The organism is Caenispirillum salinarum (genome assembly GCF_044803115.1).
Classification (GTDB): domain Bacteria; phylum Pseudomonadota; class Alphaproteobacteria; order Rhodospirillales; family Rhodospirillaceae; genus Caenispirillum; species Caenispirillum salinarum_A.
Genome location: NZ_CP085224.1, coordinates 2,210,817 through 2,226,751, shown reverse-complemented (window position 1 = coordinate 2,226,751; position 15,935 = coordinate 2,210,817). Strand labels below are relative to the sequence as shown.

General features: G+C 69.5%; 15 protein-coding genes. 13 read left to right on the top strand and 2 right to left on the bottom strand.

The features are described 5' to 3' along the window. The first annotated feature begins 170 nt into the window (after positions 1-170). The 9 genes from LG334_RS10195 (at position 171) to LG334_RS10155 (ending at position 10,547) form a co-directional block, all read left to right on the top strand. On the top strand, positions 171-959 hold the full coding sequence (locus LG334_RS10195) for an ImuA family protein (RefSeq protein WP_404385757.1): 789 nt from the start codon (positions 171-173) through the stop codon (positions 957-959). Beyond that, the gene (locus LG334_RS10190; RefSeq protein WP_404385755.1) at positions 883-2,454 is read left to right on the top strand and encodes a Y-family DNA polymerase; all 1,572 of its coding nucleotides are present in this window, start codon (positions 883-885) and stop codon (positions 2,452-2,454) included. Before LG334_RS10195 ends, LG334_RS10190 begins: the two co-directional genes overlap by 77 nt. After that, entirely contained in the window at positions 2,451-5,711 is a 3,261-nt protein-coding gene (locus LG334_RS10185) for an error-prone DNA polymerase (RefSeq protein WP_404385753.1), read from the top strand. The genes LG334_RS10190 and LG334_RS10185 overlap by 4 nt, the downstream gene beginning before the upstream one ends. A gap of 143 nt (positions 5,712-5,854) precedes the next feature. Continuing rightward, on the top strand, positions 5,855-7,213 hold the full coding sequence (locus LG334_RS10180) for an NAD(P)/FAD-dependent oxidoreductase (protein ID WP_404385751.1): 1,359 nt from the start codon (positions 5,855-5,857) through the stop codon (positions 7,211-7,213). Between the two features lie 16 nt (positions 7,214-7,229). After that, positions 7,230-7,592, top strand: coding sequence for a DUF5368 domain-containing protein (locus LG334_RS10175; RefSeq protein ID WP_404385749.1), 363 nt, complete (start codon positions 7,230-7,232; stop codon positions 7,590-7,592). A 271-nt stretch (positions 7,593-7,863) separates the two neighbouring features. Next, positions 7,864-8,676 (top strand): MetQ/NlpA family ABC transporter substrate-binding protein, encoded by an 813-nt coding sequence (locus LG334_RS10170; protein ID WP_404385747.1) that lies wholly within the window; start codon positions 7,864-7,866, stop codon positions 8,674-8,676. Between the two features lie 166 nt (positions 8,677-8,842). Then, entirely contained in the window at positions 8,843-9,247 is a 405-nt protein-coding gene (locus LG334_RS10165) for a bacteriohemerythrin (RefSeq protein WP_404385745.1), read from the top strand. A gap of 180 nt (positions 9,248-9,427) precedes the next feature. Beyond that, the gene (parA, locus tag LG334_RS10160) at positions 9,428-10,078 is read left to right on the top strand and encodes a ParA family partition ATPase (RefSeq protein ID WP_404385743.1); all 651 of its coding nucleotides are present in this window, start codon (positions 9,428-9,430) and stop codon (positions 10,076-10,078) included. 7 nt (positions 10,079-10,085) lie between these two features. Continuing rightward, a complete protein-coding gene (locus LG334_RS10155) occupies positions 10,086-10,547 on the top strand; it encodes a hypothetical protein (protein ID WP_404385741.1) in 462 nt (153 codons plus the stop codon). A gap of 203 nt (positions 10,548-10,750) precedes the next feature. On the opposite strand, the gene LG334_RS10150 is transcribed toward LG334_RS10155, so the two are convergent. Next, positions 10,751-11,998: an alpha/beta fold hydrolase gene (locus LG334_RS10150; protein WP_404385739.1), complete on the bottom strand. Its 1,248-nt coding sequence runs from the start codon at positions 11,996-11,998 to the stop codon at positions 10,751-10,753. A gap of 77 nt (positions 11,999-12,075) precedes the next feature. Here LG334_RS10150 and LG334_RS10145 point away from each other — a divergent pair, with 77 nt between their 5' ends. The 4 genes from LG334_RS10145 to LG334_RS10130 all read left to right on the top strand — a co-directional run bounded on the left by LG334_RS10145 (position 12,076) and on the right by LG334_RS10130 (position 15,098). Then, on the top strand, positions 12,076-12,681 hold the full coding sequence (locus LG334_RS10145) for an NUDIX domain-containing protein (protein ID WP_404385737.1): 606 nt from the start codon (positions 12,076-12,078) through the stop codon (positions 12,679-12,681). Positions 12,682-12,750: 69 nt separating this feature from the next. Continuing rightward, a complete protein-coding gene (locus LG334_RS10140; RefSeq protein ID WP_404385735.1) occupies positions 12,751-13,749 on the top strand; it encodes a cysteine synthase A in 999 nt (332 codons plus the stop codon). Between the two features lie 45 nt (positions 13,750-13,794). Then, positions 13,795-14,649, top strand: coding sequence for a 3-mercaptopyruvate sulfurtransferase (gene sseA / locus LG334_RS10135; protein WP_404385733.1), 855 nt, complete (start codon positions 13,795-13,797; stop codon positions 14,647-14,649). Further along, the gene (locus LG334_RS10130) at positions 14,649-15,098 is read left to right on the top strand and encodes a GNAT family acetyltransferase (protein WP_404385731.1); all 450 of its coding nucleotides are present in this window, start codon (positions 14,649-14,651) and stop codon (positions 15,096-15,098) included. The genes sseA and LG334_RS10130 overlap by 1 nt, the downstream gene beginning before the upstream one ends. 245 nt (positions 15,099-15,343) lie before the next feature. On the opposite strand, the gene LG334_RS10125 is transcribed toward LG334_RS10130, so the two are convergent. Continuing rightward, positions 15,344-15,619, bottom strand: coding sequence for a hypothetical protein (locus tag LG334_RS10125; protein WP_404385729.1), 276 nt, complete (start codon positions 15,617-15,619; stop codon positions 15,344-15,346). Positions 15,620-15,935: the final 316 nt, after the last annotated feature.

Here is a 15,935-nt window from a genome sequence, read left to right as displayed (position 1 = left end):
TCCCCCACTCAGCAAGAAACCGGAGGGTTTGGGAGGCTGCGCCTCCCAAGTGGGGTTGTCGCGCGGGACGCGCGCGGAGCGCACGATGGCGGCAGCCCCTGAAGTGGTGTCCTCTTGACTCCACCCTCACTCCATTCTAGAACACAATAAGAACACATGGGGATCAAGGCATGTCCGACCGGAGGCATCTGGACCGGCTGCGGCGACGCATTCGCGCCATCGAGGGCGGGGCGCGGGAGGATGGGGCGGTGCTGCCCCTGCCGCCTGCGCTCAGCGCCGTGGCCGGGGCGCTGCCGTGGGGCGGGTTGCCTCTGGCGCATCTGCATCAGGTGGTGGGCGATCCCACAGACCCGGCGGAGGCCGCCACGGCGCCGGCGGCGGCGCTGGGGTTCACGGCCCTGCTCGCCGCCCGGCTGGCCGCGTCGAAGGGGGCCGCCGTGCTGTGGTGCGTGCGGCGCGGATCGGTGGACGACACGCTCTATGCGCCGGGCCTCGCGCGGCTCGGGCTGCCGCCGGACCGGCTGATGATTGTCCGCGCCGCCGATGACGCGGAAGTGCTCTGGGCCATGGAGGAAGGTTTGCGCTGCCCCGCGCTCGCCGCCGTCGTCGGCCAGGCCCGCGACGCCGACCTGACCGCCGGCCGCCGTCTGCAACTGGCCGCCGAGGCGGGCGGGGTGACGGGGTTCCTGCTTGCCGCGGGTGGGCGGGCGCCCGGCGGAAAGGGGGCGGGGACCACATCGGTCGCCGCCACCACGCGCTGGCGGGTGGTGCCGGCGGCCTCGGCGCCCGTGGGGTGGCCGGGGATCGGGCCGGCGCGCTGGTCGGTGACGCTGGAGCGCTGCCGGGGCGGCCTGCCCGCCCATTGGACGCTGGAGTGGAACGATGAGACGGGTGATCTCGGCATGGCTGCCCCGCTTCGCGACCGATCGCTGGACGCGCCGGAACGCCGCCGCGCCTGACGATAACGCACCGCCGCCACCCTTCGCCCTGACGGTGGAGGCCGCCAACACCCGCCGCGTCCATGCCGCCGACGCGGGCGCGGAGGCCGCCGGCATCGTTTCCGGCATGCCGCTGACCGACGCCCGCGCCGTCTTCCCCGCGCTGGTGGTGGCCGAGGCCGACCTTGCCGCCGACGCCCGCGCGCTGGAGGCGCTGGCGGAATGGTGCGTGCGCTACACCCCCTGGACCGCCGTCGATGACTGGCCCGCGCCCGGCGGCGGGGCGGGGCTGTTCCTGGACATCACCGGCTGCGCCCACCTGTTCGGCGGCGAGGCGGCGATGCTGCGCGACCTGCGGGACCGCCTGCGGGGCTTCGGCTTTTCCGCGCGGCTCGGGCTGGCCGACACCAAGGGCGCCGCCTGGGCCGCCGCGCGGTTCATGGCATCCGGCAGCGACGAAGACGACGACATCGCGCTGCTGCCGGAAGGCTCGCAGCGGCAGTTGCTCATGGGCCTGCCGGTCGGGTCCCTGCGCTTAGCCCCGGCGGTGGTCGAAAGCCTCAAGCGCCTGGGCGTGCGCCGGGTGGCGGACCTGGACGCCCTGCCCCGCGCGCCGCTGGCCGCCCGTCTGGGGCGCGACGTGGGCAAGCGGCTGGATCAGGCGCTGGGCCGCGCGCCGGAGCCATTCACCCCGCGCGCAGCCGTGGAGCCCTGGCGCGCCCGCATCCACTTCGCCGAACCCATTGCGCGCACCGACGACGTGGAGGCCGCCACCCTCACCCTCTGCCGTGACCATCACCCCCGGCTGGAGCGCGAGGGACTGGGCGCCCGGCGGCTGCTGCTGGAGCTGTTCCGGGTGGACGGCACGGTGCTGCGCCGCACCGCCGGCACCTCCCGCCCCGCGCGTGATCCGGCCCATCTGGCGCGGCTGTTCAAGGAGGGGCTGGACAACATCGACGCCGGTTTCGGCATCGAGTCCATGGCGCTGACCCTCACCGCGCTGGACCCCTTGGGCGCCGAGCAGACCGGCTTCACCCGCGGCGCCGGCACCGCCCCCGACGCCGCCGAGCGGGCGGCGGAGACCGCGCGTCTGCTCGACCGCCTGCGCACGCGGCTGGGGGAGGCCAACGTGCTGCGCCCCGCCCCGCGCGAGAGCCACATTCCCGAGGCCGCCGTCACCACCGTGGAGGCCTCCGGCGGCGACGCGCCCCAGGGATGGCCGCCCCTCAGCCCCCGCCCGGCCCGCCTGTTCCCGCGGCCGGAACCGCTGGAGCCGGTGGAGCCCGCCGCTCACGAAGGCGCGCCGCCGGCCGTCTTCCGCTGGCGCCGGCGGGCGTGGCGGCTGGCCGTGGCGGAAGGGCCGGAACGCATCGGGCCGGAGTGGTGGCGCACTCCCGGCGGCATCCCCGCGCCGTCCGTCGTACGCGACTATTGGCGGGCGGAAGACGAGGCCGGGCACCGGCTGTGGCTTTTCCGCAAGGGCGCGGACTGGTTCGTGCAGGGGGTGTTTCCATGAGCGGCACCACGCCCGCGCCCCTGCCCGTCTGGGGCTCGGCGGCGCAAGGGGAGCGCGTTCCTTACGCGGAGCTGGACGTCACCACCAATTTCTCCTTCCTGCACGGCGCCTCGCATCCCGGCGAGCTGGTGACGGCGGCCGCCGCCCTGGGGCTTTCGGCCATCGCCATCACCGACCGCAACAGCCTGGCCGGCGTGGTGCGCGCGTGGGAGGCGGCGAAGAATACCGGCATCCGCGCCCTGGTCGGCTGCCGGCTGGACCTGATGGACTGCGCGAGCGTGCTGGTCTATCCCGTTGACCGCGCCGCCTATGGCCGGCTGTGCAGCCTGCTCACCACCGGCCGCCGCCGCGCGCCCAAGGGGGAGTGCGAGCTCTACCGCGCCGACCTGGAAACCCATGCGGAAGGCATGATCGCCGCCGTCATCCCGCCGGAGGGCGGGCCGACAGCCGCATTCATGAACGACCTCAGGACCCTGGCGGACATCTTTGACAGCCGCTGCCACCTCGCCGCCCGGTGCCGGCTGGACGGCCGTGACGCCCGCCGGCTGGCCGCCCTGGATGCGGCGGCGCAGGCAGCCGGCGTGCCTCTTCTGGCGACCAATGCGGCGCGCATGCACACGCGGAGCCGGCGGCCCCTGCTGGACGTGCTGACCTGCATCCGCGACCACGTCACCGTCGATACCGCCGGCTGGCGGCTGGCCGCCAACGCCGAGGCCCACCTGAAGGCGCCCGAGGAGATGGCGGCGCTGTTCGCCGACTATCCCGACGCGCTGGCCCGGTCGGTGGCGATCGCGGAGGCCTGCACCTTCGACCTGTCCGAACTGCGCTACGAATACCCCGACGACGACACGCCGCCCGGCTCCACCCCGCAAGCGGAACTGGAGCGCCTGGCGTGGGAGGGGGCGGCCTGGCGCTGGCCGGAGGGGCTGCCGGAGACCGTGCGGGCGACCATCGAGACCGAGTTGCGCGTCATCGAGAGCCTGGACTACGCGCCGTACTTCCTCACCGTCCACGATATCGTGCGCTTCGCCCGCTCGCGCGGCATCCTCTGCCAGGGGCGCGGGTCGGCGGCCAATTCGGCGGTGTGCTACTCGCTCGGCATCACGGCGGTGGACCCGTCCAAGGTGGACCTGCTGTTCGAGCGGTTCATCTCGGCGGCCCGCGACGAGCCGCCCGACATCGACGTGGACTTCGAGCACGAGCGCCGCGAAGAGGTCATCCAGTACATCTACGAGAAATACGGCCGCCATCGCGCCGGGCTTGCCGCGACCGTCATCACCTACCGCACGCGATCGGCCATCCGCGATGTCGGCAAGGCGCTCGGGCTGTCGCAGGATGCCGTCTCGGCGCTGGCGGGCACGGTCTGGGGGTCGTCGTCCAGCCCCGTGGAGCACGATCACGTCCGCCAGGCGGGCCTGGACCCGGAGGAACCACGCCTGGCGCTCGCGCTGGCGCTGGCCGACGAGCTGCGCGGCTTCCCCCGCCACCTGTCGCAGCACGTGGGCGGCTTCGTGCTGACGCGCGGGCCGTTGTCGGAGGTGGTGCCCATCGAGAACGCCGCCATGGAGGACCGCACCGTCATCCAGTGGGACAAGGACGACCTGGACGCCCTTGGAATGCTGAAGATCGACGTCCTGGCGCTGGGCATGCTCACCTGCGTGCGCAAGGCCTTCGACCTGCTGCGCGAGACCGGCGGGCCGGACCTTTCGCTCGCCACCGTCCCGCCCGAGGACACGGCCACCTACGACATGCTGTGCCAGGGCGACAGTCTCGGCGTCTTCCAGGTGGAAAGCCGCGCCCAGATGGCCATGCTGCCGCGCCTTCAGCCGCGCTGCTTCTATGACCTGGTGATCGAGGTCGCCATCGTCCGCCCCGGCCCCATCCAGGGCGACATGGTCCACCCCTACCTGCGCCGCCGCCAGGGGCTGGAGCGGGTGACCTATCCGTCGGGTGCCCTGCGCAAGACGCTGGAGAAGACGCTGGGCGTGCCGCTGTTCCAGGAACAGGCCATGAAGATCGCCATCGACGGCGCGGGGTTCACGGCCGCCGAGGCCGACAACCTGCGCCGCGCCATGGCCGCCTTCCGCCGGTCGGGCACCATCCACACCTTCCGGGAAAAGTTCATCCGGGGGATGATCCGCAACGGCTACACCCCTGATTTCGCGGAAAGCTGCTTCCGTCAGATCGAGGGATTCGGCGAATACGGCTTCCCCGAAAGCCACTCGGCCAGCTTCGCGCTGCTGGTCTACGTCTCGGCGTGGCTCAAGCGCCACCATCCGGCGGCGTTCGCCTGCGCGCTGCTCAACAGCCAGCCCATGGGCTTCTACTCCGCCGACCAGATCGTGCAGGACGCCCGGCGGCACGGGGTGGAGGTGCGCCCCGTGGACGTCAACCGCAGCCGCTTCGACAACACGCTGGAGGTCTTCACCCGTCCCGGCGGCAAGCGCGACGTGGCCCTGCGACTGGGCTTCCGCCAGATCAAGGAGTTGAGCGGCACGGTCTCGGCGCTTGAATGCGACCGCATCGTGGCGCTGCGGCCCTTCAAGGGCTATGCCGACGCCGAGGACGTGTGGAGCCGCGCGCAGGCCTCCGCCGACACGCTGGAGAAACTGGCCCACGCCGATGCCTTCGCCGGCCTGGGGCTGGCGCGGCGGGATGCGCTGTGGGCGGTCGGCCGCCTGAAGGCAGCACCCCTGCCCCTGTTCGCCGTGGCGGATGCACGGGAGAACGGCCAGGAGCCCGCCGTCTTCCTGCCCGACCTGCAACCCGGCGAGCATGTGGTGGAAGATTACCAGTCCCTGCGCCTCACCTTGCGCAAGCACCCGCTCGCCCTGCTGCGCCGCGACCTGGACCGCGACGGGGCGGTGTCGACCCGCCGTCTTCAGGGCTGGACGGACGGCAAGAAGGTGCTGGTGGCGGGGCTGGCGGTGTGTCGTCAGCGGCCGGGTACGGCGAAGGGCGTCATCTTCATCACGCTGGAGGACGAACACGGCGTCGCCAACCTGATCGTGCGGTCTGAGGTCTTCGAGAAACACCGCCAGGCCGTGCTGCGCGGGCGGTTGCTCTATGCCCACGGCCGCTTTCAGAAGGACGGCCTCGTGCAGCATGTGGTCGTCGACACGCTGACCGACATGACCGGCAAGCTGGCCCTGCTGACGCAAGAGGGCCGCGAGGGCTCCGGCCTCGCCCTCACCCCCAGCCGCGCCGACCGCGTGGGCCGATTCCCCGACGGCATGGGGAATGTGGACCACAGTTGACGCCCCCCTCGCCCTATGGGCCAGGAAATGCGGCACCTCCCTGCGCTTCCGCCATAGAGGCCGCGAAGGCGGTTGTCTATTAGACATTTCTTATTTATATTTTTCTTATACCAGGGGAGCGTTCAGAGAGGAAAAGACGCCGCATGAGCAAGATCGTCCATGGGCGCGGCCGGGGCCACGACGACCCGCCCGCGCTGAACCGCCGCGACCTTCTGAAGCTGGGCGCCGCCGGGGCTGCCCTGGCCGCCCTGCCCGCCGCCGTGCCGGAAGCCCGCGCCCAGGCCGTGAAGACGGGCGCCCATATCGTCATCGCCGGGGCCGGGGCCGCCGGCCTGTCCGTTGCCGCACGCCTGGCGGAGCGGCTGGACGGCGCCAAGATCACCATCATCGACGCCCGCAAGGCCCACTACTACCAGCCGGGCTTCACGCTGGTCGCCGCCGGGCTCAAGCCGCAGGGCTACGTCACCTCGTCCACCGCCGATTACCTGCCCCAGGGCATCGATCTGGTGGAGGAGCGCGTGGCCGAGTTCGACCCCGACGGCAACACCGTCACCACCGAAAGCGGCCGGTCCATCGCCTACGATTTCCTCGTGGTCACCACCGGCATGGTGCTGGACTATGCCGCGATCGAGGGCATGGAGACGGACCGCATCGGCCAGGACGGCCTGGGCAGCGTCTACCACTCGCCGCAGGCCGCCGCCGCCACCTGGCAGGCCATGTCGCGCTTCGCCGACGAGGGCGGCCGGGGCCTGTTCCTGCGCCCTGCGACCGAGATGAAGTGCGCCGGCGCGCCGCTGAAGTACACCTTCATCACCGACGACACCCTGCGCAAGCGCGGCAACCGCGGCAAGGCGGAACTGGTCTACGCCGCCCACAACCAGACCCTGTTCAGCGTGCCCATCGTCAACGAGAAGGTCCGCATGCTCTACCGGGAGCGCGGCGTGAACACCATTCATGACCGGGTGATGACGGGCATCGACCTGGGCCGCAAGGTCGGCATCTTCTCCACCCCCGACGGCGGGACGGAGGAGATCGGATACGACTTCGTCAACGTCATCCCGCCCATGCGCGCGCCCGACCCGGTCCGCTACAGCCCGCTGGCGTGGCAGACCGGCGTGTGGGCCCACGACGGCTGGATGGAGGTGGACAAGGCGACGCTGCGCCACGCGCGTTATGACAACGTGTTCGGCGTCGGCGACATTGCCGGCGTGCCCAAGGGCAAGACGGCCGCCAGCGTGAAGTGGCAGGTGCCCGTCGCCGTCGACCATCTGGTGGCGACCATCGCCGGCACCACCTCCGACAGTGTCTACGACGGCTATACCTCGTGCCCGCTCATCACCCGGCTGGGCCGCGCCATGCTGGTGGAATTCGACTACCAGAACAACCTGACCCCCTCGTTCCCCGGCGTCATCGCGCCGCTGGAAGAGCTGTGGATCACCTGGGTGATGAAGACCATGGCGCTCAAGCCCACCTACCTGTCCATGCTGCGCGGCCGCGCCTGACCCGGAGGACGAAACCATGAAGGATCTCGACTTGGCGACCCTGCTGTCGGTCTTCCAGGAGATGATGGGGCCGCTGCTGTGGGTGCTGGTGCTGCTGGCCGTGGCCGGTATCGCCGCCTTCCTCTTCGTGCTGGTGCGCGAGGGCGGGCTGAAGGGCGGCCGGCTGGTGCGCTCGGAACTGATCGGCGTAGCCGGCGGCTTCATGGCGCTGGTCGTCATGGCCTGGGTCACCGTGTCGGGCTTCACCGACGCCGGCGGGCCAGTGGACTGGCTGCTGATCGGCATCATCTGGGGCATCGGGCTGGTGGGCACGACCATCCTGGCCTACGCGGTCCAGGGCCTGGTCGCGCTGTCGCGGGGCGGCAAGAGGGCCGCCTGAGCCGCGCCTTTGAACACGGCGCCCGCCTTTTCACAAGCGGGCGCCGTGTTTTGCATTCCCATCATGCCAGATATGCACGTAAAATACTGGCCTCCGCGGGCGGGGCCGGGTATGGCTTCAGTCCCTGCCGCCACGGCAGCAGCGCCGATTTGATCTTCAGATTGCGGGCGCTCAACAAATGCAGCTAAAGCCGAAGACGGTCTTCCGACGATGACCGCCCGGCCTCTTGGCTGTGGCGGCGTTTTTGTTTTCGGACCAGGAGACCGTTTCAATGACCTTCACCCTTCCCCGCCTCCGCCCTCTGCTGGCCGCCGTCGCGCTGGGCGCCGTCACGCTCGCCGGTCCGGCGACTGCGCAGGACGACAAGACCAGCATCCGCATCGGCGTTACCCCCGGCACCCATGAAGAGGTGATGGAGGTCGTGCGCGACGTGGCGGCCGAAAAGGGCCTGACCATCGAGATCGTGCCCTTCACCGACTACGTCCTGCCGAACACGGCGCTGGCCGACGGCGACCTGGACGCCAACAGCTTCCAGCACCAGCCCTACCTGGACCAGCAGGTCAAGGACCGCGGCTTCGACCTGCGCACCATCGCCAAGAATTTCGTCGAGCCCATGGGCATCTACTCCGAGGACTATCAGAGCCTCGCCGACCTGCCCGAGGGCGCCCAGGTCGCCATTCCCAACGACCCCACCAACGGCGGCCGGGCGCTGCTGCTGCTGGAGCGCGAGGGCGTGATCGACCTGGCCGACGGCGTCGGCCTGACGCCCAGCCCGCTCGACATTGCCGAGAACCCCAAGGCGCTGAAGTTCACCGAAGTGGACGCCGCCCAGCTTCCCCGCGTGCTGCCCGACGTGGCCGCAGCGGCCATCAACACCAACTACGCGCTGGAAGCCGGATTGAACCCGCTGGAGGACGCCGTCGCCATCGAGTCGGCCGACAGCCCCTACGCCAACATCGTCGTGGTGCAGGGCGAGAACCTGGACGCGCCCTGGGCCAAGACCCTGGTGGAGGCCTACCATACCGACACCGTGCGCCAGTTCATCCTGGACCGCTTTGAGGGGGCGGTGGTCCCGGCGTTCTGACCTTTCCCCGACACCCTGAAGAAAGGCCCGATGTCCATGCAAGGCATCGGGCCTTTTTCACTCGACAAAGATGCATATTGGATGCACATTATCGCATGACGGCGCCTCAGACGCGCCGCGCCAGGGATGGAAACGGTCCGCACGATCCGCCGAAGGGGGACAGATCATGCAATGGACCGAAGACCTGTGCGTCGGGGTGGACTTCATCGACGCTGACCATGAAGACTTCATCACGCTTCTGAACACCGCCAGGGCCGCATCGGACGCCGACTTTCCGGCCGCGTTCAATGCGCTGGCCGAGCACGCGCGTGCGCACTTCGCGCGGGAAGAGGCACTGATGGACGCCACCGGCTTCTTCGCCACCACCATCCACAAGGGCGAGCACGCGCGCGTTCTGGGCGAGGTGGCGCATTTCGCCGAACACCTGGAACGCGGCAACATCGCCTTCGTCCGCGCCTATGTGGCCGAACGCCTGCCCGACTGGTTCCTCCAGCACCGCAACACCATGGACCAGGCCACCGCCGCCCATGCGGCGCGCGCCGGCCATGCGGATGCGGTGCCTGCCACTTGACACGCGCCATAAGGCGCGGCGGCCAGTGTCCGCTTCGCGTTCGTCAGGACCCCGGCCCTGCCGGGCGACGAGTGTACGACTTCGTGTGTCGCCCGGTATAAGCTCTTGCAAATCCAGGCGCGTCCTCTAGCCTTCCAGGCGTCTTGAACGCAAACGGCTCGAACTCGGGGGACGCCAACCATGGCCGCCAAGGTCATCACCATCGCCCAGCAGAAGGGCGGCGCCGGTAAGACCACCGTCGCCGCGCAGCTCGCCGTCGCGCTGTCCAAGGGCGGCAAGAAGGCGGTCGCGCTGGTGGACATCGACCCGCAGGGCTCGCTGTCCGCCTGGCACGCCGCGCGGTGCGGGCGCCTGGGCGACGACGGCGGCGGCATCCGCCTTTCGGGCGTGGCCGGCTGGCGGCTTTCCACGGAACTGGACAAGCTTCGCGACGGGGCGGATTACGTCATCGTCGACAGCCCCCCGCACGCCGAGACCGAGGCCAAGGCCGCCATCCGCGCCGCCGACGTGATCCTGGTGCCCGTCCAGCCCAGCCCCATGGACCTGTGGGCCACCAAGCCGACGCTGGACGTCGCCCGCAAGGAAAAGACGCCGGCCCGCGTGGTCCTCAATCGCATCCCGCCGCGCGGCAAGCTGGTAGATCAGGTGCTGGAGGAAATTCAGGCGATGGAGCTGGAGGTCACCGCCGCGCGGCTGGGCAACCGGCTGGCCTTCGCGTCGTCCATGATGGACGGGCTTGGGGTGGTGGAAACCTCCAACCGCAGCCTCGCGGCGCAGGAAATCCGGGCGCTGGCCGACGAGGTGACGGCCATCGCCAAGAAGGGCAAGTAGCGCCGCCATGCATCAGGTCGCCATCGCGCTGCACGTGCTGTCCGTCGCCGCCTGGACGGGCGGGCTGTTCCTGCTTCTGGTGGTGTTGCGCCCCGCCCTTCTGGCCGTCGAGCCGGCGGAGCGCATGACGCTCTGGGCGCGCATCCTGCCGCGCGCCTTCACAGTGTCGTGGGTGAGTGCCGCGCTGGCCCTGGTGACGGGCTTCGGCCTGACCTTCAGCCTGTACGGCGGCTTTGCTGTCGCCGGGATGCATGTGCACCTGATGGCGGGCCTGGGCCTGCTGATGACCGGTGTGCTGATCTGGACCTACTTCCGCCCCCTCAAACGCTTTGAACTGGCCGAGGAATCGGCCGACGTGCCCGGGGCGGAACGGGCGCTTGGCGCGGTGCTGGCCTGGCAGTGGGTGACGCTCGCGATGGGGGCGGCGGCGCTGGTGATCGGCGGGGTAGGCGCGTACATCGGGTTCTGATATCCCGACGGCTTTCCGGCTGCGCCGGAAGTGAATGCGAGGGAGCCACGGGCTCCCTCGCGCTCCCTCGATTCCCTATTCTTTATAGATCGAAGACCAGGCGCAGCCTCATCGTGGGGATGAAGGCGCGCCTTCGCGCGCTGTCTTGGTGTCTTGGTGTCTTGGTGGTTCACCCTAAGAGGTCGACGCTAATCCGCCGCCCCTCACGGCTCCTCGAAGTGCGTCGAGATGCGGATTTCCTCGTGCAGGGTGCGGTGCACGGGGCAGCGGTCGGCGATCTCCAGCAGGCGGTTGCGGGTCTGCTCGTCAAGGTCGCCCTCCAGCAGCACCCAACGCTCGATGTGGTCTAGCTTGCCGCCGTTCTCGTCGCACGTCTCGCAGTCCTCCACGTGCTTCTTCTCATGGGCCAGGCGTACGGAAACCCGCTCCAGTGGGATCTTCTTGTGGGCGGCGTAGAGGCGGATGGTCATGGACGTGCAGGCCCCCAGCCCCGCCAGCAGGAAGTCGTAGGGGCCGGGGCCGGAGTCGTTGCCGCCCACCGTCACCGGCTCGTCGGCGACCAAGTGGTGGCTCGGGCCGACCTGGATGGCCTGCTGGAACTTGCCGCGCCCGGTTTCCTCCACGATCACGTTGCGCGGGCCGACGGGCTTGTCGCGTTCCGCCCGCGGTTCGTCGCGCTGCTCCTGGTGTTCCGAGATATAGCGCCCGGCCCAGGCGGCGATGACGTCGGCCACGTAGACCGCATCCTCGCGCCGGGTCAGCAGGTGGTCCGCGTCGTCCAGACTGACGAAGCTTTTCGGGTGCTTGGCGCTGGTGAAGATGCGGGTGGCGTTGTCGATGCCCACCGTCTCGTCGCGCGGGGCGTGGAAGATCAGCAGCGCCTTCTTCATGTGGGCGAGGCCGTCCAGCAGCTTGTGTTCCTCGATGTCGTCCAGGAAGTCCCGCGTGATGGTGAAGGGCCGCCCGCCGATGTCCACCTCGGCCTCGCCGTTGTCGCGGATTTCGTCCTCGCGGCCGGTGAACAGGTGCGACAGGTGGCCCGGCCCGCAGGGGGCGTTTATGGTGGTCACCGCGCGCACGCCCTCCACCCTGGGCGCCGCCGCCAGGACCGCCGCGCCGCCCAGCGAATGACCGACCAGCAGGGAGACCGGGCGCCCCTGGTCGGCCATGTGCTCGCAGGCGGCTTCCAGGTCGGCGACGTTGGAGGTGAAGTCGGTGTTCTCGAACTCCCCCTCGCTGGCGCCCAGCCCGGTGAAGTCGAAGCGCAGCACGCCGACGCCGCGCGCGGCCAGGGCGCGGGAGATGCGGGAGGCGGCGAAGACGTCCTTGGAGCACGTAAAGCAGTGGGCGAACAGCGTCCAGGCCCGCGCCTCACCCTCGGGCAGGTCCAGGCGGGCGTCGAGGGTGTGGCCGTCACGGCTCTTGAAGCTCATCTTTTCGCTGGTGGGCATAACCGTCTCCTCTTGCGTTTGCAGGTGGGTGCCGCGACGCTTTTCGAACCACGATATCAACGCGCAAGGAGCCTGCCATGTCCGGCCGCCGGGTGGAAGTTCACGACCACGAGATCGCTTACGACGGGTATTTCCGCATCGAGCGCTACACCGTCTCCCACAGCCTGCACGACGGCGGCATGAGCAAGCCCCTGGTGCGCGAATTGTTCGAGCGCGGCCACGCCTCCGCCGTGTTGCCCTATGATCCGGTGCGCGACGAGGTGGTGCTGGTGGAACAGTTCCGCATCGGCGCCCACGCCGCCGGCCTGCCGGCCTGGGAGTTGGAGACGGTCGCCGGGATCATAGAGGCCGGCGAGACGGCCGAAGACGTCGCCCGGCGGGAGACCGAGGAAGAGGCGGGACTGACCGTCACCGACATGATCCCCATCGCCGACTACCTGTCCTCCCCCGGCGGATCGTCGGAGACCGTGTCGGTGTTCTGCGGGCGCGTGGACACCACGGGTGCGGGCGGCAAGGTCAAGGGTCTGGCGCACGAGGGCGAGGACATCCTGGTGTCCGTCCTGCCCTATGCGGAGCTTGAGGCCATGGTCAGGCGCATGGAAATTCACAACGCCATGACCCTCATCGCCGCGCAATGGCTGGTGATGAACCACGACGAGGTGCGGCAACGGTGGAGCGGCTGACGCCCTCTTGACCAAACGGTCCGGCGGCATCACCCTTATGGAAACTGTTCATTTACGGGATTTCACACGATGAACGCGAGAAATGGGGACGTGCGAGACGGGTTCGTCGGCACCATCGGCAACACGCCGCTCATCAAGCTGGAAAAGGCGAGCGCCCTGACCGGCCGTACCATCCTGGGCAAGGCGGAGTTTCTGAACCCCGGCGGCAGTGTCAAGGACCGCGCCGCGCTTGCCATCATCCGCGACGCCGAGGCACGCGGCGTGCTCAGGCCCGGCGGCACCATCGTCGAGGGCACCGCCGGCAACACGGGGATCGGCCTGGCGCTGGTGGGCAATGCACTGGGCTACAAGACCATCATCGTCATGCCCGAGACCCAGAGCCAGGAAAAGAAGGACACCCTGCGGCTGGTGGGCGCGGACCTGCGGCTGGTGCCGGCCGTGCCCTACAAGGACCCCGGCAACTATGTCCACGTCTCCCGCCGCATCGCCGAGGAAACGGGCGCGGTCTGGGCCAACCAGTTCGACAACACCGCCAACCGCGACGGCCACTACGCCACCACCGGCCAGGAAATCTGGACACAGACGGACGGCCGCGTCGACGCCTTCACCTGTGCGACGGGCACCGGCGGCACGCTGGCGGGTGTGTCCCGCGCGCTGAAGGAGAAGAACCCGGCGGTGAAGATCGTGCTCGCCGACCCCATGGGCTCCGCGCTGTTCTCCTGGAAGACCACGGGCGAGTTGAAGGCCGAGGGCACGTCGATCACCGAAGGCATCGGCCAGGGCCGCGTCACCGCCAACCTGGAAGGGGCGGAACTGGACGACGCCGTGCAGATCGACGACGTGGCGGCGCTCAAGATCGTTTTCGACCTGGTGAAGGAGGAAGGCCTGGTGCTGGGCGGCTCGTCGGGCATCAATGTCGCCGCCGCCATGCGCGTGGCGGAAACGCTTCCGGAAGGCTCGACCGTCGTCACCATCCTGTGCGACGGCGGACAGCGCTATCAGAGCAAGATGTTCAATCCGGCTTTCCTGCGGGAGAAGGGGCTGCCAACGCCGGACTGGATGGAGTAGCATCGCCGGCCTGCCCAATCCCCTTCCACGAGACAGGACGGAGACATGACCGACGCCAACCCCGACGCCCTGGTCAGCACCGATTGGCTCAGGCAGCGGATCGACGCCCCGGACGTGCGCGTGGTCGACGCCAGCAGCTTCCTGCCGACGACGCCCCGCGACGCCAAGGCCGAGTATCGCGAGTGCCACATTCCGGGCGCGGTGTTCTTCGACATCGACGACATCGCCGACACCACGTCGGACCTGCCGCACATGCTGCCCGACCAGACCAAGTTTGCCGCCAAGGTGCGCAAGCTGGGGCTTGGCGACGGCAACACGCTGGTGGTCTACGACAGCAACGGCGGCGGCATGGCGGCGGCGCGCGTGTGGTGGATGTTCCGCGTCTACGGCGCCCGGTCGGTCTTGGTGCTGGACGGCGGTCTGCCCAAGTGGCAGCGCGAAGGGGGCGCCACGGAGGACATTCCGCCCGTCCCCACCCCGCGCCACTTCACCGCGCGCATGGACACCACGCTGGTGCGCGACATCGACGCCATGATCGCCAACCTGGACAGCCAGCGCGAACAGGTGGTCGACCTTCGCAGCGCCGAACGCTACGCCGGCACGGCCGAGGAACCGCGCCCGAGCCGGCACAAGGGCCACATTCCGGGCGCGCTCAACCTGCCGTGGCCGGAGCTTTTCGACCCCACGACCGGCGAGATGCTGCCCGCACCTGTCCTGCGCGAGCGGTTCACCAAGGCCGGCATCGATCTGGACAAGCCGGTGGTCGCCTACTGCGGATCGGGCGTGACCGCCTGCGTGCTGCCCCTGGCGGCCTACCGCCTGGGCAAGCGGAACGTGGCCGTCTATGACGGGTCGTGGGCCGAATGGGGCAACCGAGACGACGTGCCGGTGGAAGCCTGATGGATGCGGGCGGGCCGGTGATCCGTCCGCTGAAGGACGGCGAGGAGGCGGCGCTCGCCGCGCTCTGGGAGGCCTGCGGCCTGACCCCGCCGTGGAACCCGCCGGCCCGCGACATCGCCTTCGCCCGCGCCACGCCGACCGCGGAGCTGCTGGTGGCAGAGGACGCGGACGACGCCGGTGCGCTGCAGGCCTCGGTTCTTTGCGGGCACGAGGGGCATAGGGGCTGGATGTACTACGTCGCCGTCCGCCCCGACCTCCAGGGCACGGGCCTGGGCCGGCGCATGGTGCGGGCGGCGGAAGGGTGGCTCGCCGCGCAAGGCTGCTGGAAGGTGATGCTGATGGTGCGGCGGGACAACGCCGCCGTGCAGGACTTCTACGTCGCGCAGGGGTATGAGGAAAGCGACGTCACCGTCATGTCGCGGTGGCTGGAGCCGGATGGGGCGGCATAGAGGGATCGGCCGCCTGGACGGCCGACGATGTACGTGGGTTCAGCCTTCGCTGAGACGACGGCAAATACTTGCTGAATAGTGCGACACCAATCGTCATTCCTGCGAAAGCAGGAATCCACGTCCGCTGCTGAACAAGCTGCCGCGCTCGTTTCCCAGGCCCTTCAGGAAGCGCCCAAGGCCGCCAGGGCGGGAGCGTCGGCAGGTCAGGCGCCGCGCCCCTCACGCCCCGCGCGGGCCGTCAGCTTTCAAGCGCTTTTACGCAGCTCGTCTTCCATCTTCAGGCCGAAATGGCCCGTGCGGCAGGTGGAGCCGTCGGGGAAGCGCCAGACGGTGGGCACCGCACCGCCCGACTGGGTGGCGGAGCCGGTCAGGGGCTCGGCGCCGAAACCGAGCACGATCTCGTCGGCCAGAAGCGCGACCGAGTAAGGCTCAACCTTCTCCCGCCAGTCGCAGCCGTGGCGACTTTCCATGGTGAGGGAGAACAGATTATATGCGTGATGCGCCGTGGGCGTACCGGGCATGGGTCTTCTCCTAAAGATCAGTCAAGCAGGACGAACCGCTGGACTGATTCCCTCCTGGCTGCGATTCGATGCCGCGGCCTTGTTGCAGTGCAATATAGCGCACCGTCTGTTTCAATTCCAGCGCATTCGGAGCAAAGCCCGGAATTGCTGGCCTTTCGCAACGAACGCGACCCGTCAGATGCGGTTGCGCGGACTGTCGCGTCTGTGAAACCGTGCGCCTTTTTTGCACCGCACACAAGCCAATTTTACCGCTTTGTGACTGCCTCTTTGGTCGCATGGGACTGGAAGTCCCCGGCCTCGGCGGTCAGAATGCGAG

What these genes read in the sequence shown, in the direction of transcription:
- LG334_RS10195 (WP_404385757.1), top strand. Translation starts at nt 171, where the DNA reads ATGTCCGACCGGAGGCATCTGGACCGGCTGCGGCGACGCATTCGCGCC.
- LG334_RS10190 (WP_404385755.1), top strand. Translation starts at nt 883, where the DNA reads ATGAGACGGGTGATCTCGGCATGGCTGCCCCGCTTCGCGACCGATCGC.
- LG334_RS10185 (WP_404385753.1), top strand. Translation starts at nt 2,451, where the DNA reads ATGAGCGGCACCACGCCCGCGCCCCTGCCCGTCTGGGGCTCGGCGGCG.
- LG334_RS10180 (WP_404385751.1), top strand. Translation starts at nt 5,855, where the DNA reads ATGAGCAAGATCGTCCATGGGCGCGGCCGGGGCCACGACGACCCGCCC.
- LG334_RS10175 (WP_404385749.1), top strand. Translation starts at nt 7,230, where the DNA reads ATGAAGGATCTCGACTTGGCGACCCTGCTGTCGGTCTTCCAGGAGATG.
- LG334_RS10170 (WP_404385747.1), top strand. Translation starts at nt 7,864, where the DNA reads ATGACCTTCACCCTTCCCCGCCTCCGCCCTCTGCTGGCCGCCGTCGCG.
- LG334_RS10165 (WP_404385745.1), top strand. Translation starts at nt 8,843, where the DNA reads ATGCAATGGACCGAAGACCTGTGCGTCGGGGTGGACTTCATCGACGCT.
- parA (WP_404385743.1), top strand. Translation starts at nt 9,428, where the DNA reads ATGGCCGCCAAGGTCATCACCATCGCCCAGCAGAAGGGCGGCGCCGGT.
- LG334_RS10155 (WP_404385741.1), top strand. Translation starts at nt 10,086, where the DNA reads ATGCATCAGGTCGCCATCGCGCTGCACGTGCTGTCCGTCGCCGCCTGG.
- LG334_RS10150 (WP_404385739.1), bottom strand. Translation starts at nt 11,998, where the DNA reads ATGCCCACCAGCGAAAAGATGAGCTTCAAGAGCCGTGACGGCCACACC.
- LG334_RS10145 (WP_404385737.1), top strand. Translation starts at nt 12,076, where the DNA reads ATGTCCGGCCGCCGGGTGGAAGTTCACGACCACGAGATCGCTTACGAC.
- LG334_RS10140 (WP_404385735.1), top strand. Translation starts at nt 12,751, where the DNA reads ATGAACGCGAGAAATGGGGACGTGCGAGACGGGTTCGTCGGCACCATC.
- sseA (WP_404385733.1), top strand. Translation starts at nt 13,795, where the DNA reads ATGACCGACGCCAACCCCGACGCCCTGGTCAGCACCGATTGGCTCAGG.
- LG334_RS10130 (WP_404385731.1), top strand. Translation starts at nt 14,649, where the DNA reads ATGGATGCGGGCGGGCCGGTGATCCGTCCGCTGAAGGACGGCGAGGAG.
- LG334_RS10125 (WP_404385729.1), bottom strand. Translation starts at nt 15,619, where the DNA reads ATGCCCGGTACGCCCACGGCGCATCACGCATATAATCTGTTCTCCCTC.